The sequence below is a fragment of the Aquimarina aquimarini genome, assembly GCF_900299535.1.
GTDB classification, from domain to species: domain Bacteria; phylum Bacteroidota; class Bacteroidia; order Flavobacteriales; family Flavobacteriaceae; genus Aquimarina; species Aquimarina aquimarini.
The window spans coordinates 31,614-49,573 of record NZ_OMKE01000005.1 but is presented as its reverse complement, the minus strand read 5'-3'; the positions used below and the strand labels follow the sequence as shown (position 1 = coordinate 49,573).

Sequence of the window (17,960 nt, the reverse complement as noted above, 5' to 3'; positions counted from 1 at the left end):
AGAAAAAGTGACCATTAAATATTCCTATTTATTAAAAAACTTCAAATTCTAAGGATATAGTATAGAACGGTTAATTCATTCAGGTTTTTATAAAAAAGAACTTAATGGAATGCATTGGAAGTTATCCAATAGTTGTACAAAGATCAAAGCAGAAGATTGGATATATTAATCAATTTCCAATAAAGTACTGGATAGCATTATAAATCTATTGTTAAATACTTTCTTTTTTAATTAAAATTAACCCCCTCTTGTTTTCAATTAACCCTTTTGTTTTTAATTTTTTTAAATTTCTAGTCACTGCTTCACGAGAACAATTTAATTCTTCAGAAATTTCGTTTTGTGAGATAGGCAATTCTAGTGTATTATATGAATTCGATTTTATTAAAAGATAGTTGTGTAAACGTTTCTCTAAACAATCAGTTGTATAGGAGTGAATTACATGTAAGATAGAAGAATAATGATATTCTTTAGACTTGATGAAGCTTTTTCTAAATTCTTCATAATCCAACGAATACGCTCTTATTTTATCTAGAGATATAAATAAAATAGCAGACTCTTTCAGAGATTTACAATAAAAATCAATAGGAGTATCGCTTAATGAACTATAAATGCTTACGATTGGTAGCTGCTTATTTTCTAGCTTATATAAAAACACCTTTTTCTCAGAACGATTTAGATAAAGTTCTAAGGAACCGTAGATTAAAAATTTATAAAAATTGGCTGTATCATCACTGAAAGAAAAGAATCCTGGATCATAATATTTTATACTATTATTGGATTCAAACAAAAATGGAAATTGTTTAAAAACCTCTGATGTTTTTATTCGGTTTGTGATTGTATTTAAAATCATATGTTAAAAGTCTTGAAAACAATAATTTAAGTATAAATTATGAATGGTAAATGAGGGTTAATTAACAGTTAGTTATTCATAAACTAAATTTGTTTATTATTATTTGTTCTTCACTTAGTGTGATTTGTTTTTTTGTTTTAAGGGTTTTTATAATTTTAAAGACAGTTGTTTTTGAAATTTGTAAATCTGAAGCTATTTCATTCCAAGAGATACAAAGTTTATTTGTTTTATAGATACTACTCTTGGTTAGTAGATAATCAATAAACCTATCCTCAATAGATTTCCTCATAATAGTATCCATTGTTAATAAGAGCTGTTGATTGTTATAGTGGTATGAGGATAACATTTCAATTTTTAATAATGGAAAAGAATTAGCTAGCTCCAAGATGTCTGCATTAGACACCCATAATAAACTACTTTTTTCTAAAGAGGTAATAGAAGTTTTTACTGAGCTAGTATAAAAATTCATTAAACTTATGATACATTGGTTTTGAGAGTCTATGTGATATAGTAATAAAGGCTTTTTTCCTTTTAAGGTTACTTTAAATAATCCTTTAAAAATAAAAGCAGTTTTATCTTTTACAGACCCATTTAAAATAATGAGGTCTCCGTGGTTATATTTTTTTTCCTCTCCTTTCTTTTTTAAGGCATTATATAGTTTTGGGTTAGAATCTAGAATCTTTTTTAATGCCATTTTTGCTTTATGAATTTTTAAAATAAAATTAAATACCATGTTGAGTTTTTCAACATCGATATAATAATATATTTATATGAAAAATGATGCCTCTATATTATAAGAGGCATCATATCAGTAAATTGAGTTTCTTAAGAAAATACTTCTGTTTTAGTGTTTTTTATAGAAAAATGATATCCAAAAAAGGGTTTGAATACTTCTTATACCTAATATTGGAGATTTTTAAATTTTGAATCTATTACAAAAAATTATTGACAGACTCTGTTTGCAGGATATAATTGTCTTACTGCGATTATATCTTGCTGACTCAGCGTGCCAGACTGAAATAATGATACATCTATATTCCCATTTAATACAGCATGAGCTTGAGCATTCATTGTAGATCTGGAATCATTCATAGGTGTCCCTTCTATATGACTACTACCTGGATCATTTTGATTTGTATGTCCAAAACCAATATTATGACCGATTTCATGTCTGAGTACAAATCTTAAAACTTGAGTTCTTTGATTTGCTGGGAGAACATCATATAAAGCAGGATCAATCTCTATAACTGGCCCTGGTCTTCCGTCTGCTGTAGGAAACCTTCCTGAGCCGGCATTTCCTATTTCTCTATTAATATTAATATCAGCATTACCAGTTCTTACCAATCGAACTCTTAAAGAACTATTCACTACCTCATTCCAACTGTTAACCGCATCACGTACTAGATTGTTAATACTAGGAATGTTATTTTTTACAGTTACACGTCTGGCTGCATCACAACTTAATATATTTGCGGCTCTTCTATGTTTAGCAGATGTAGTTGTTGCATTTAAAATTGTTTTTGTAGGAATTATAATATCTCCTTCAACCAAATACCCTTCCTTTTTCTGGAGTACTTCATAGTCTACAGTATTAAATCCCATAGCATTCAAGCCATTTATAATCTCTTCTGGGATAGGATCTTTTGCTTGTTGGAATTCTTCGATACCTTCGTCTTGACATTGTACCATTAATAATGCAACTAGTAAAATTGCAAAAAGATTTAGATTTTTCATTTGTTTAAGTTTGTGTTATTAAAAAAAATGTTTCTATTCTATTGTTATTATTAATTTTATACTCGGAAAAAATAAGGGTTAACCCAAAAAATATAACTAGTTACATGGTGTCTTTTCTTTTATAATACCCTTTTGAATCTAATGTTAAATTAGGGAAACCATTTCCTGAAAAACACCCGTAGAATTTAAATTAAATTCTATGCGCTATTTGGGTAATAATTATAAATGGAACCTTATTCACATTAATTAAAAAAGGGTATTAATTAAGCCTTAAGATGTTGCTAAACTATTAAATAAACATGCGATAAAAGAGAGGAAATCAAGCAGTAAACAAGATCACATTGCTATAATTAACACTAAGCTCTAAAAAGAATATTGAGTTTAAGTATTTCTAATTCATTGAACTATACGAATCCATTTTTAAGAAAAAAGACAAAAACAGTAAAAAGATTATGGTTAATAAATAAAAAATACTGCTTTTGGATATAGGTGTTTAACACCGTTTAACATAATTTTCACAATCACTAATTCGACCAAAATTAACATATTGAGATACTCTTAATCCTTAGAGCAGATATAAATTATATATTTAAGCCTATTTTTTATCATTAAATTATTTAAGAATGGAATGTCAAAAAATGAAAAACATCCTTGCTACTTTCAAATCCTGAATGAAAAAAATTGAACTTTGAGGGTATGGAGGGCAATACCTATAGATTTTTTATATTCCCATAATAATTCTTTTACTCTATCACTTATAATAAAAAATAGTAAATAAGTTCGCTAGATAATCTTTTTTATGCTACGATATTCTAAAAACAAAGAATATTATTATTTTTATCCAGTTGTATTATTGTATTACAAGCATAATCTATAGTTGGCGCTATAAAACATTGAATACACTATTCAATTATAAAATAGAAACATTTGATTTTAACCACTCTTCTTAATATTGCAATTTTTCAAGGAATTGTTTTAGGGGGCATTATTTTAAAATCCCCTTTGTTCAAGAGTAGTGCCAATAAGTATTTAGCCTTTGCTTTTTTCTCGCTCTCTATTTCTTTGCTAAATTATGTTCTTGATGATATTGGAGTGTATAAGAATATTCCATTTTTGCGCTTTATTGATATTATAGATTCTGGCATTCTTTTCCCTGTTTTTATTTTTTTATATGTTATTAATCAGATTAACCACCCAATTAAGAACTCTAAAAAGGTAATATGGTTATTTGTACCTTATCTATACGCTACAATTTTTAGTGTTTTAGATGAACTGGATACCATTAGTACTTTTGATTCCCCTTTTAGTTTTATGCTACTTTTTCTGGAAATTACACATATTCTACTCATAGTATTTTTCATCCCTGGGATTTTACTATGCACATATGTCTTTGTTAGATATTCAAATAACATTCAAGAAAAAAAATGGCTTACTTATCTATGGTTGCTCACTTTTATAATAATGATTTCTTTTGTTCTGTCGATTATTCTCGCATTACTTTTTGATTTTGATATTACATCAATTATGAGAGCTTTGGCAGTACTATCTACATTTTTAATACATTGGACAGCCTATTATGGTATTTTTAAATTCAGACTAGCGAGAGATCAGGAAGAAATTAAAGCCTTGATGAATAGAAAAAATCCAGTCAAAAAAAATCTAGTTGCCACAGAAATTACCCTACCTAAGGTATCTGATGATAAAAAAGAAGAAACTTTTACTAAGGAAAATATATATTTTAAAAAGTTGGAAGACCTTTGTGTAAACCACCACATTTATAGAGACAGTACATTAGATAGAGATAAAGTAGCAGAAATGTTAGGCATCAGTACAGGCTATGTTTCTCAACTTATAAATATAATTACAGGAAATAATTTTGCCACATATATTAATCACTATCGTGTTCAAGAAGTAAAAGATATCATTTTAAATACTGATTTTGATAATTATAGTCTTTTGGCGATTGGATTGGAATGCGGTTTTTCTTCAAAATCAACCTTTCATAACGCTTTCAAAAAAATAACAGGTATCACGCCAAATGCTTACAGAAAGAAGTATAAATAAGTCCGGATTTATTAAATTTTAAGGTATTGAAACCTTCAAAAACCATACTTCATATAGGTTTGTAGCGAAATAATTACAAATAAATAAGAAGGTATGAGAATTAAGAACATGATGAATATTGCATTCATTTGCAGTATATTTTTTTCGAGTTGTAGTAATGATGACAATTCAAATGATCCTCCAAAAACGCTCAAGGATGATATAGAAAATAAAGAATTTGTCAAAACTATAGAAGATAATGTTTCAGACTTACCAAAAAATGTGCAAATCGCTATAGCAATTATAGATAATGAATCTACAGAGTATATTGGTGTCTACAATGATAACAATGTATTAAGAAAAATTGATAATGCCGATAAAATTTTTGAAATAGGATCTATAACAAAAATATTTACAGGTATATGTTTCTCTAAATTAATTGCCACTAATAAAGCAACATTAACAGAAACATTACAGAATCAATTTGATTTCCCTTTGCAAGCTGGTGGAGATATTACTTTAATGCAGTTGGCCAATCATACTTCTGGACTACCTCGATTGCCTACCAATATTGATGAAATTATAGATTTTAACCCCAAGGATCCATTTGCAAGTTATACTCCTGATAATTTGAAAAGCTACCTACAAAGCCACGTTGTTTTAAATGCTGAAAGTGGTGCACAGTACGAATATTCAAATTTAGGAATGGGAATGTTTGGCTATATTTTATCTAAAAAGATGATGACATCGTATGAAGAGTTATTACAAAAGCAGATTTTTGAACCGCTTCAAATGTTTAATTCTACGACACTTCTAACAAATGTAGATGCCGAAAAGCTAGTGCCTGGGTGCAATGAAAGTGGTGATGCCGTTCAGAATTGGAATTTTACTGAAGTGCTGACAGCAGCAGGCTCTATAAAATCTTCAGTGACCGATCTGGAAAAATTTGTTCATAAAAACTTTGAAGATGACATGGTGTACAACTTACCGCAAAAAACAACATTTGAAATAGGAGGAGGTATATCTGTTGGGTTAGGGTGGCACGTTCATGAAACCGAGGGATTTAGAGTGTTGACCCACTCTGGGGGAACTAGTGGTTATGCCTCTTATTTGGCAATAGACAAGAGAAATAAAAAAGCCATAATCGTATTGTCTAATGTTTCTGGACTTACTGAAAGTACTTACGGATATAAAATAAGTGAATTAGGTGCTGATCTGTTAGGAAACATATCTGTTAAATAATAAATAAGTACAGATATGTTCAAATTAAAGGTATTAAAACCTTAAAAATGGGGAATTCTAATACAATTATTATCAAAATAAGTAAATACTAAAATAAAGAAACATAAAACGATCCACCATAAAAGTTTTGACATATAGCAGAACATGATTACTTGGGAAGTTCTATGTGACCTATAAAACAATATTATAAACATATGAGAATACATAGTATTATTTTTCTATTCATGGCTGTAGTACACCTTCAAGCCCAAACTCAAAGCAGTAGTGTTTCTTTTTTAGACAGAACAGAGTTTAAGGTAGGATATTACGGAAACTTTCTTTGGGATAATGGACTTGCTATTGGTGCTGAATACGCATGGAAGAAATTTGAAAATATCAAAGAACGAAAGAAAGGACAAAAGGTTATCACTCACCAGTTTTTGTTTAATGGTAGCCTTGGTTATTCTACAAACTTTGCGACACAAACAGACAATGGATTATCAACTTACTATGGTCTTACCTGGCGTAGAACGAATCCCAAAGGCAAGCAATACAATGTAGAGGTAAACCCGCTTGGATATTATCGTTCGTTTTTACCAGAAACCTATGAGGTAAAAGGAGAGCATGTGTCTAAAGTTTCTTTACCTGGTAGAGGATATTATGCACCTTCTATTGCTATTGGAATAGGAAAACAACGTAAAGGGAAAAAACGCTCAGGTTGGTATCTAAACCTTCAATATACCCTACAAACAAATTATAATGCAGGAGCATTACCTATTCTCTCATTACACTACGGTCATCGATTTAATTTTAAAAGAAAAAAATAATGGAAAAAATGATTCTTCATCACATAAAAATAGTCGTTCTCATACTTATATTGATGAGTGTTTCCTCTTGTTCAAAAGGAGATGATGATATTAATGATTTAAGTGAAACCATTTATGTACGGCATAAGCAAGCTGATATGCCCGCATACATTCATGGTAATGCCTCTGAAAAAGTATTTTTAATTGTATTGCATGGAGGGCCAGGTGGTACTGGATTACAATATAGAATTAACACTATTAAAAGTGAAATTGAAAAAAATAATGCCGTTGTTTATTTTGATCAACGAGGTTCTGGCAACTCTCAAGGTAGTTATTCTGAAGCAGATGTAAGTGTTGACCTGATGGCAGAAGACGTATTGGCTTTGGTAAAGGTTTTAAAAGCTAAATACGGTAATGATTCCAGATTCTTTTTAATGGGGCATAGTTGGGGAGGTACTTTAGGGCCTGCAGCCTTGTTAAAAGATCAAAAAGATTTCTTAGGATGGATTGATGTTGATGGTAGCCATGATCCAAAAGGGGCTTATAATGCCTATAAAATAGCTTTAAAAGAGATGGCTGATGAGCAAATTGTACTACAAAACAATGTAGAATACTGGAAAGGTGTACAAGATGTGGTTAAAAGCGTAGGAGCATCTTATAGTGATGATGATTTTTATAAATTAAATAGAGAAACACATAATGCAGAAAAAAAGCTTGCAGATGATAATATCATCAACGAATCAAAATTTGATGGAGAAAGCGGATCGCAATATAACTTTTTTACCAATAACTGGAATAGTGGTAAAATACAATCTATTTTAGTGAAAAAAGGACTTTTTTCTAAAGTGTCATTTACCAATAGATTGTCAGAAATTAAAATACCATCACTAGTACTTTGGGGAAAATATGATATTATCGTTCCTATTGTATATGCCCAAGAGGCCTATGATAATTTAGGTTCTAGAGATAAAGAACTCTTTATCTTTGAGAGATCTGCACATAGCCCCATGTTTAGTGAACCTGATCTTTTTGCTGAAAAAGTAATTGAATTTATCAATCAGTATAAATAGAGAGACGATAATCATATTATCTAATTAATAGTAATTAAGGGCTAAGCTTTACGTTTAGTCCTTATTTTGTTATTTTATTTGATAGAGTTAGTATTGCCTTCTTCTTTTATCCATACTTATGTGATAGATAAGAAAATAGTGTAGAGGCTAGTAAGGTTGATTAAAATAAAATATTAATTTGCAATATCTTATAATTTTATTTTCTAATGTTGAAATTGATTAAACCTTTTTTTATCTTTTTGTTTCTTTTTAATGCTGTTCACTCTCAAAAAACAGAAAGTCAGCTTAAAAGAACCCCAACAGAAGAAGCAAAAAGACTGACAGAACTACAATCAAAATTTTATAAACTTGGAATTTACGAAACATTTAAAGTATATACAGATTCTATACTAATACTTGCCAAAGAACATAATTTAAAAGAGTTTGAAATTGATGCAATTATTAGACTGGGAATATACTATAAAAAAATTGATGCATATGATGAAGCTTTAACCTATTATCTACAGGCTTTAGAACTTTCAAAAGAATTACCAGAAAGTTATAAAAAACGTACTGTTGTTTTAATCAATCTTGGAAATCTGTATAATATAATTGGTTATCCTGATAAAGCTAGAGAGGCATTTAATGAAGCATCACAGTATTTAGAACAGTTTGATGGGCCAGATGTATATAAAATGGCAGTTTTTATTGGATTTTCAGAATCTTCTTCGGGAAATAAGAAATTTAAAAAATCATTAAAATATCTTGAAAAAGCTAAAGAAATAGGAGAAAAGCTGAAACGTGATGATATCCTTATTGCCGTTTTTAATAATATGGCTGATAATTACCTACAATTAAAAAAGTATGAACAATCACTAGCATACAGTAGAAAAGCAGAAGCACTTTATACAAGTGAGCAGTCTGCAGAGAGTAGAGCCTTAAGTTTATATATTATGGGAACCTCTTTGGTACGGCTAAAAAAGTATGATGAGGCAATCACACCTTTACAATTGGCACAAGGAATATCTTTTACAAATGAGTATCTGAAAATTCAAATGGATACCCATAAACAATTGGCAAAGGCTTTTGAAAAACAAGGCGCTTTAGAGCGAGCTAATATGCAGCAAAAAGGATATATAGCTTCCCAAAAAAAATACCTATCCTCTCTATCTAAAGCTAAAAGGTTAGAAGTAGAAAAAGATCTTGCTAATACAGAAGAATTATTAGAAGGCCAAAAGAAATCTAAGTGGGTCTCTATTTGGGTTGGTTTTTTTGTGATTTTGATTTTACTAGGGGTATTATTTATATATGGTAAAAAGAAAAAGAAAGCAGAACTAAGAGCTCGCCAATTAAAAGAAGATCAAATCATATTAAAAGATGAGAACAAAACTCTTAAAGTAAAAATATATAACCTCACACAGCAAAAAACAGCTGCTAAAGAGAGCAGTGCAATAGATGTAAACCATAAAAAATCTTCATTAACAACAAAAGATAAGGAGAAATATGTGCAACAGGTATTAGAATATATGGAAAAAGAACAACCTTATCTTGATCATGAAATTAAACAATCTGACCTTGCTAAAAAATTAGATATAAGTGTACATCTTTTTTCAGAAATATTGAATGTTTGTTTTGAAAAAAACTTCAATAATTTTCTTAACCTATACCGCGTAGATCGAGCAAAACAATTAATGAAAGATGATAAATACGCACATTATAAAGTGCTTGCTATTGGTTATGAATCTGGTTTTGCCAGTAAAACGTCATTCAATAGAGTATTTAAACAGTTGGTAGGGCAAACTCCATCAGAATATCGACAAGCACAATTGACAGAAGGTTCCAATGCATAACCTATATCAACTTGTATAAGAAAAATAAGAAGGTAAATCGTACTTGATTTTTGGTTTTAGCACTCAACTCTTATTATTTTTTCACCTTGTAGTGTTCGTTATTCATATCATCAAATATCCAAACCATTCGGTCTAAAAACCACATTTTTGCCAAATAAATAATTATTCCTCCGATAATTGTCAAGTTTATTTCAAGTTTCCATAAACCAATCATTAGTGTTATTCCACCAATGGTTTGTAAAATGGTTAAGATAAATACTACTCTATGATGATGTTTAGGAACAGGATTTTCCTTTCTTTCAGACCAGTATCTTTCTCCTAATACAGATTTAGCTCCCCAATTATCAAAACTGGTCGGTTTTTTGAATAAAGTTGGGTTTATTTTTATCCAAATAAGAAGAAGTATTATAGGGATTAAGCAATACCAGCTTATCCATACTCTTGACCAAATAGCTACTATTAAAAAAGGTAGCGTTGCAAACCTTGTCCATATAGACCATGGGTTGGTATGCTTTATCCAGGTATCCCCTTCAAGATTGAATATTTTTGCGAATCGTTTTTCTAGTGTCATCATTTAATCTATTCTGTTATTTTTAAGCTCCCATTTAACCTTAAGTTTTGGAATTTCACTCTCAAGAAATTCGTAATAGTTCAAAATTTCGGAGAGACTCTGTTTTTTTGAGTTGCCATTACTTAAATCAAATTCTAATCCTTTCGCTAAAATCATTTTAAACTGGATAACAGACTTGAGCTTAGATGTCATTATGTTTTCAAGACTGATTAAGGCAATTTTGTAATATGATTTTCTGTCGCCCGAAATCATATGTTTTTCAATCATATTTTGACTCAACAGTAGGTTTATATTTCCGCTTATTGACCCTTTGCTCGCTTTCAATGTATTTTTTAAATCATCGAAAGAATTATTGTCTGTCTCAGAAGATATTAAATAACCCAATATTCGTCCTGCCATTTTGGGTAACCCATAATTTTCATAGAACATACCAACATCTTCTATATATTTTTCTTTTGCGGTCATTTTTTTAAATCAAAATTTATTTAATGCAAAGTACATTAAGTTCAGTAATAAATGAACCAGAATATGTAAAATATTATTCTGTAGCCGTAAAATCTTATTAATTTAAATTATTGTAGCCTATATTCAAGACAAATCATAATGACACACAATGGTAATGATAAGGTATGCAGCATATCTCTTTACTATAATAGTTTAGTCATTTATCTATAAGTTATAGATTACTTAAACCAAAAAATGATACTCGGGATCGAGTTTTAATCTAGTATTCTGTTGATATGATTTTATATGTCTTTAGTGTCTATATGCCTCTTAATAAGCTCTATTAGTAACAAATAATATAAGCCAGTATCACTCTCTAATCAAATAACTATATGTATCAACTTATAATTTGGTACTTTTTTATGGATGACTCTACTTAATTTCATTCTTGCAAATAGTAAGAGATGATTTCTAATGAATAATCCTTATAGAAATAGATTTTTAGATACGATAATATGATAAAAAAAATACACCTAAGTACTATACTATATATAACTATATGTAGCCTTTTAATTACTTCTACTTGTTATGGATTTTCAAAAGGGTATTCAAATACATCAGAACTTTTTGCATACGTAGGAGAATTTACTGCAATATGGGATACAAACCAACCAGGTACTTCTGCTATCAATCAAATTACAATCCCTACAAATTCATCATATACATATAATTTTGTTGTTGATTGGGGAGATGGGTCTACTGATACAGGTGTAACAGGAGATATCACGCATACGTATGCAACACCAGGAACATATACTGTGAAAATAAGTGGTGATTTTCCTGCCATTTATTTTAATAATTCGGGAGATAGACAAAAGATTATTGAGATTCTCGAATGGGGTGTCATAGAGTGGCAAACGATGGAAAATGCTTTTTACGGATGCGTAAACTTAAATTTTGATGCTATAGACGCTCCAGATTTATCTCTGGTAACCAGTCTTAAAAACATGTTTCGAAACTGTAGAGTATTCAATGGGATCATAAATAATTGGCAGGTAAGTGCAGTTACAGATATCTCTGGGATGTTTGCAGGAGCTTATATTTTCAATAGACCATTGGATAGTTGGAATACTATATCTGTTACAGATATGTCTGAAACTTTTAGTGAAGCCCGAAACTTTAATGAACCCTTGGATAATTGGAATACTGCCTCTGTAACTACGTTGTTAAACACTTTTAGAGGCGCTGGTAGATTTAATCAAAACATTAATAATTGGGATGTAAGTCAGGTAACCACAATGCGGGGTACATTTAGTAGTACCAATAGATTTAATCAGCCCTTAAATAATTGGAATGTTGCTAATGTGGTTACTATGTCGAGTATGTTCTCTTCTTCTGATTTCAATCAACCCATTGCAAATTGGGATGTAAGTAATGTTACCGATATGTCTAATATGTTTGGACAATCAGATTTCAATCAACCTATTGCAAATTGGGATGTAAGTTCTGTAACTAATATGTCTAGAATGTTTTATAGGCATAGAACATTTGATCAACCACTTAATAGTTGGAATGTTACCAATGTTATCAATATGGCAGGAATGTTTGATGGCTGGATATGGGGTGGTGTGTTTAATCAACCACTTGATAGTTGGGATGTAAGTAATGTTACCGATATGAGCTATATGTTTAGAGACAACCGTTTTTTTAATCAACCTCTGGCTAGTTGGAATGTAAGTAATGTTACTAATATGGGAGGTTTTTTTGAAGAAGCTACCGCTTTTAATCAGAATATTAATAATTGGGATGTAGGTTCTGTGACCAATATGATGAGCATGTTTGAGGATGCAACAAGCTACAATCAACCCTTAAATAATTGGAATGTATCCGCAGTAACAAATATGTCTTCTATTTTCTTTGGTGCATCGTCATTTAATCAACCGCTGGATAATTGGGATGTGAGTAGTGTATCCAATTTTCAGCGTGCATTTTCTAATTCAGGTTTTAATCAAAATATAATAGGTTGGAATGTTGCTTTAGTGACAAACATGAGTGAAATGTTTACAAATGCTTCAGTTTTTAATCAAAATTTAGCGAATTGGGATATTACAAATGTTACCAATATGACCAATATGCTATCTAATAGTGGGATCTCTCAGGAGAATTATGATTCTATATTGATCGGTTGGGCTACTCAAGCAGTTTCAGATAATGTAATGCTAGGAGCAACAAGCCTTAATTATTGTGATGGCAGGAATGCTAGGCAAGATTTAATTGATAACCATAACTGGAATGTTACTGGAGACATAATCAATTGCTCTTTTGTGCTTTGTACTCAGATAACATCGCCCGTAGATGGAGATACCAATGTGCCTGCTAATTCTGATATACGATGGGCGCCTGCTCCAAATGCAACGGGATATAGAGTAAGTATCCGAAGAGAGAATGGGGGGAGTACACAGATTATTTATGATAATCACGATTTTGGAAATGTAGTGGGACTAGATTTTACCAATGAGTTTACACCTGGGGATACTGTCTATGTAACCGTTGTGCCATATAATGATGAAGGGCCAGCTACAGGCTGTTCAGAAATTAGTTTTACAGTTATAGAAAGTTGGGTCAACAGTCCAGATGCTTTTAAGCTTACTTATGATACAAGACTTCAGGAAGTGAACCAGACTACACCTATAAATCAATTAAAAATTCAAACAACCTCAATCTCTGGGTTTCCATATAACTATGCTATTGATTGGGGAGATGGGCAATATGACAATAATGTAACAGGAGATATAACACATACCTATCTAGTAGCAGGAATCTATACAGTGAGTATTATAGGTACGTTTCCTGCACCAAGGCATGACGAGTTTAATAGTGACGCCTTTAAGCTCCTTTCTATTGATCAGTGGGGAACACAAGAATGGAAAAGTATGCAACGAGCATTTGCAGGTTGTGAAAATATGGTATATAACGCTACAGATATCCCTAACCTAAACGATGTTACCAATATGAGCTCTATGTTTATTGTATGCCAAAATTTTAACGGAAATATTAACTCATGGAATGTTAGCAATGTTACTAATATGAGAGCATTATTTGGGGTAGCATCAATTTTTAATCAACCACTGGATAATTGGGATGTAAGCAATGTAACTGATATGACTTTAATGTTTTTCAGAACAGATGCTTTTAATCAAAATATTAATAATTGGAATACAGGTAATACCATATCTATGCTTAGAATGTTTGAAGATGCAGATGCTTTTAATCAACCATTAAATAGCTGGAATGTCTCATCAGTAGAGAACATGGAAAAGATGTTCAACAGAGCAGAAATATTTAATCAACCACTGGATAATTGGGATGTAAGCTCTGTACTTACAATGAGAGAAATGTTTAGAAGTGCTCAAGCATTTAATCAACCGCTGGATAATTGGGATGTAAGTAGTGTTACCAATATGAATAGTATGTTTAATCAGGCTGTAGTATATAATCAACCTATGAATTCCTGGAATGTTTCAAACGTAATTACAATGCAAGGTATGTTTTCTGGAGCATCTGTGTTTGATCAACCGTTAAACAATTGGGATGTTTCTATTGTAATCACTACAGCTTCTATGTTTTCATTTGCCACTAGTTTCAATCAAAATATAAATAGCTGGAATGTTACAAACGTTACTACCATGCAGAGTATGTTTAATAATGCAAATACTTTTAATCAGGCATTAGGTAATTGGAATGTGAATTCTGTTGTAGACATGTCGAGTATGTTCCAAAACGCAGATAGTTTTAATCAACCGTTAAACACTTGGGATGTAAGCGCAGTAGCTAATATGACATCTATGTTTGAAGGTGCAACAATGTTTAATCAACCATTGGGCAATTGGGATGTGAGCTCAGTAACACTTATGGCATCTATGTTTGAAGAGGCTTCCGTTTTTAACCAGAATGTAAACTCCTGGAATGTAGGGGTAGTAACCAGTATGCAGGCAATGTTCAAAGAAGCTATTGTATTTGATCAACCACTAAATAACTGGAATACTGGTGAATTGCAAAACACGCAAGAAATGTTTAGTGGAGCAGTAATGTTTGATCAAAATGTAGATAATTGGAATGTGTCGTTTGTAACTACTATGGAAGAGATGTTTAAAGATGCTATTGTATACAATCAGCCTATGAACTCCTGGAATGTTGCTTCGGTAGCTACAATGGAAAGAATGTTTCAAGGAGCCACTTCATTTGATAGTGCTATTAATAACTGGAATGTAAGAAGGGTACATACGATGGCATACATGTTTGATGGTGCCAGTGCTTTTAATCAACCCTTAAATAATTGGAGAATTAGTAATGTTCAGAATATGAATTATATGTTCAGAAATGCGATTAGTTACAATCAAGAAATGAACATGTGGAATGTTGGTAGTACGAGTATGCGATCCATGTTTCAAGGAGCAACAGTCTTTGATCAATTTTTGGGTAATTGGAGTGTAAGTAATGTAAGTGATATGTTAGATATGCTGGATAATACGGCTCTAACTAGAGAAAACTATGACAACACATTAATATCATGGTCTGAACAAGCATTGGTTACAGGTATTAACCTAGGCGCAGCAACACTTCTTTACTGCGAAAGTATCGAAGAAAGACAAGCTATGATAGACACGTATGGATGGGTTTTTACTGATGATATTCGTGATTGCCCTATTCCAGAATGTACACAATTAACATCGCCAGAAAATGGGGCAGTTGATGTGCCAATAAATACTAATCTTGTATGGAGACCAGTACTATATGCTACTCAGTACGATCTTACAATTACACTTCAGCCAAGTGGTGCAGTGATCAATGAAACAGTACTTACCGAAACGTATGAATTTGCCGCCAATGCACTGGTTGGTACTACTAGTGTAACGGTACTTATTGAACCCAGAAATGATGAAGGAGTAGCAACAGCTTGTGTTGTAGAGACTTTTAGCCTATCTACAGCTCTTGCCTCTGTACCAGATTGTACACTATTAACAAATCCAACAAATGGTAGTACCAATGTTATGATAGATAGTAACCTTTCTTGGGAAGCAATTGCAGATGCAGATGGGTATGTAGTAACAATTGGTACTTCTTCTGGAGGGAATGATATTTTGAATAATGAAGATGTTGGTAATGTGATCTCTTATGATTTGACAAATGATTTACCAGAGAATTCAGAGATCTTTGTAACATTGATACCTTATAATGAAGAAGGAAATGCTAGCGGATGTGTAGAAGAAAATTTTACTACCGAATTGATTCCCGTAGTACCTTCCTGTACTACAATTTCTAATCCAATAAACGGAGCAACAAATGTTCCAATAGATACAAATTTGAGTTGGAATAGTTCAGACGGAGCGACAGGATATTTAGTGACTGTAGGGATTACGCAAGGAGGAATAGAAATAGCCAATAATATTGACGTAGGTAATGTTACTACATACGATTTTTCTAGTAACCTTAATGAGAACAGAACTTTTTATGTTACTATTATACCTTATAATGCTGTAGGTGATGCGATTGGGTGTCTAGAAGAAAGTTTTAGAACAGGTAATACCACATTAAACGATCCGCCCGCTTGTACAACACTTTCTGTTCCGCTTAATGGCGCTATAGATGTAGCAACTACTACTAATTTAATATGGAATAGTAGTGCTAATACAGATGGGTACAGATTAATAGTAGGTACAACAACAGGAGGAACCGATATACTTGATAATTTTGATGTAGGGAGTGTAACCACTTATGACTTATCAACCAATTTACCAGAAGACACTGAAATATTTGTAAGCATTATACCATATAACACTACTGGCGATGCCACTGGATGTGTAGAAGAAAGTTTTACTACAGAAACATTAGGTACAGCACCAAGTTGTAGTTCACTTTCTAGCCCTGTACATGGTACAACCAATGTGTCTATAGCTACAAATTTAAGTTGGAATGCCGTTGCTAGTGCTACAGGTTATCGAATTTCAATAGGTACAAGTTCAGGAGCTATTGATATTATAAATAATCAAGATGTAGGAAACATAACCACTTTTGATATACCCACTAATTTACCAGAAGGCACTGAAATATTTGTAAGCATTATACCATATAACACTATTGGCGATGCCACTGGATGTGTAGAAGAGAGTTTTACTACAGAAACATTGGCTACAGTGCCAGATTGTAGTTCACTTTCTAATCCTATGCATGGTTCAACCAATGTTTCTATAGCTACAGATTTAAGTTGGAATGCCGTTGCTAGTGCTACAGGTTATCGAATTTCAATAGGCACAAGTTCAAGTGCTATTGATATTATAAATAATCAAGATGTAGAAAACATAACCACTTTTGATATACCTACTAATTTACCAGAGGGAACTGAAATATTTGTAAGCATTATACCATATAACACTACTGGCGATGCCACTGGATGTGTAGAAGAGAGTTTTACTACAGAAACATTGGCTACAGTGCCAGATTGTAGTTCACTTTCTAATCCTATACATGCTTCAACCAATGTTTCTATAGCTACAGATTTAAGTTGGAATGCCGTTGCTAGTGCTACAGGTTATCGAATTTCAATAGGCACAAGTTTAGGTGCTATTGATATTATAAATAATCAAGATGTAGGAAACATAACCACTTTTGATATACCTACTAATTTACCAGAAGGCACTGAAATATTTGTAAGCATTATACCATATAACACTATTGGCGATGCGACTGGATGTGTAGAAGAGAGTTTTACTACAGAAATATTGGCTACAGTACCAAGTTGTAGTTCACTTTCTAGTCCTATACATGGTTCAACCAATGTTTCTATAGCTACAGATTTAAGTTGGAATGCTGTTTCTGGTGCTACAGGATATCGGATCTCTGTAGGAACACTTTCTGGAGGAACAGATATCATCGATAATCAGGACGTTGGGGGCGTCACTACTTTTGATTTATCAAATGATTTGTCTGAGAATACTACTGTTTATGTAAGCATTATACCATACAATACTAGTGGCAATGCTATAGGATGTGTAGAAGAGAGTTTTACTACAGAAAATCCGATACTCGTTGTAGAAGATACTACCAAATACGGATTTTCTCCTGATGGGGATGGGATTAATGAATTTTGGGAAATTGATGGAATAGAGAATTATCCAGAAAACACGGTTTCTATTTATAATCGCTGGGGAGATATGGTATTTAAGGTTTCGGGTTACAATAATGCATCAAAAGTGTTTAGAGGGAATGCAAACCGATTGACCAATTTAGGAGGAGGGGAATTACCAGAAGGTACATATTTCTTTACTATAAATATTCCCAGAGCTAATTCTTTAAAAAAACTAAAAGGCTTTTTAGTTTTAAAACGATAATCAT

11 protein-coding genes are annotated in these 17,960 nt (G+C 31.9%); 6 read left to right on the top strand and 5 right to left on the bottom strand.

The window, feature by feature from the left end:
* Nucleotides 1-211 precede the first annotated feature (211 nt).
* The 3 genes from DG508_RS01185 to DG508_RS01175 form a co-directional block, all read right to left on the bottom strand.
* Nucleotides 212-850 carry a Crp/Fnr family transcriptional regulator gene (locus DG508_RS01185; RefSeq protein WP_108866399.1) on the bottom strand — a complete coding sequence of 213 codons (639 nt, stop codon included), beginning with the start codon at nucleotides 848-850 and terminating at the stop codon, nucleotides 212-214.
* Between the two features lie 76 nt (nucleotides 851-926).
* Nucleotides 927-1,544 (bottom strand): Crp/Fnr family transcriptional regulator, encoded by a 618-nt coding sequence (locus tag DG508_RS01180; RefSeq protein WP_159090586.1) that lies wholly within the window; start codon nucleotides 1,542-1,544, stop codon nucleotides 927-929.
* 248 nt (nucleotides 1,545-1,792) lie between these two features.
* Nucleotides 1,793-2,584, bottom strand: a complete 792-nt coding sequence (locus DG508_RS01175; protein ID WP_108866397.1) for a M57 family metalloprotease — start codon at nucleotides 2,582-2,584, stop codon at nucleotides 1,793-1,795.
* Nucleotides 2,585-3,511: 927 nt separating this feature from the next.
* Between DG508_RS01175 and DG508_RS01170 the strand changes: the two genes are divergently transcribed.
* The 5 genes from DG508_RS01170 (at nucleotide 3,512) to DG508_RS01150 (ending at nucleotide 9,553) form a co-directional block, all read left to right on the top strand.
* Nucleotides 3,512-4,648, top strand: a complete 1,137-nt coding sequence (locus tag DG508_RS01170) for a helix-turn-helix domain-containing protein (protein ID WP_108866396.1) — start codon at nucleotides 3,512-3,514, stop codon at nucleotides 4,646-4,648.
* A 93-nt stretch (nucleotides 4,649-4,741) separates the two neighbouring features.
* Nucleotides 4,742-5,869 (top strand): serine hydrolase domain-containing protein, encoded by a 1,128-nt coding sequence (locus DG508_RS01165; RefSeq protein WP_108866395.1) that lies wholly within the window; start codon nucleotides 4,742-4,744, stop codon nucleotides 5,867-5,869.
* Nucleotides 5,870-6,063: 194 nt separating this feature from the next.
* Entirely contained in the window at nucleotides 6,064-6,675 is a 612-nt protein-coding gene (locus DG508_RS01160) for a hypothetical protein (RefSeq protein ID WP_159090585.1), read from the top strand.
* Nucleotides 6,675-7,724 (top strand): alpha/beta fold hydrolase, encoded by a 1,050-nt coding sequence (locus DG508_RS01155; RefSeq protein ID WP_108866393.1) that lies wholly within the window; start codon nucleotides 6,675-6,677, stop codon nucleotides 7,722-7,724. The genes DG508_RS01160 and DG508_RS01155 overlap by 1 nt, the downstream gene beginning before the upstream one ends.
* Before the next feature lie 206 nt (nucleotides 7,725-7,930).
* On the top strand, nucleotides 7,931-9,553 hold the full coding sequence (locus DG508_RS01150) for a tetratricopeptide repeat protein (RefSeq protein ID WP_108866392.1): 1,623 nt from the start codon (nucleotides 7,931-7,933) through the stop codon (nucleotides 9,551-9,553).
* A gap of 73 nt (nucleotides 9,554-9,626) precedes the next feature.
* Here the strand turns inward: DG508_RS01150 and DG508_RS01145 are convergent, their stop codons facing one another.
* Nucleotides 9,627-10,127, bottom strand: a complete 501-nt coding sequence (locus tag DG508_RS01145) for a DUF6653 family protein (RefSeq protein WP_108866391.1) — start codon at nucleotides 10,125-10,127, stop codon at nucleotides 9,627-9,629.
* The gene (locus tag DG508_RS01140; protein WP_108866390.1) at nucleotides 10,128-10,589 is read right to left on the bottom strand and encodes a GbsR/MarR family transcriptional regulator; all 462 of its coding nucleotides are present in this window, start codon (nucleotides 10,587-10,589) and stop codon (nucleotides 10,128-10,130) included.
* A gap of 494 nt (nucleotides 10,590-11,083) precedes the next feature.
* Between DG508_RS01140 and DG508_RS01135 the strand changes: the two genes are divergently transcribed.
* The gene (locus DG508_RS01135; RefSeq protein ID WP_108866389.1) at nucleotides 11,084-17,956 is read left to right on the top strand and encodes a BspA family leucine-rich repeat surface protein; all 6,873 of its coding nucleotides are present in this window, start codon (nucleotides 11,084-11,086) and stop codon (nucleotides 17,954-17,956) included.
* The last annotated feature ends 4 nt before the right edge of the window (nucleotides 17,957-17,960 follow it).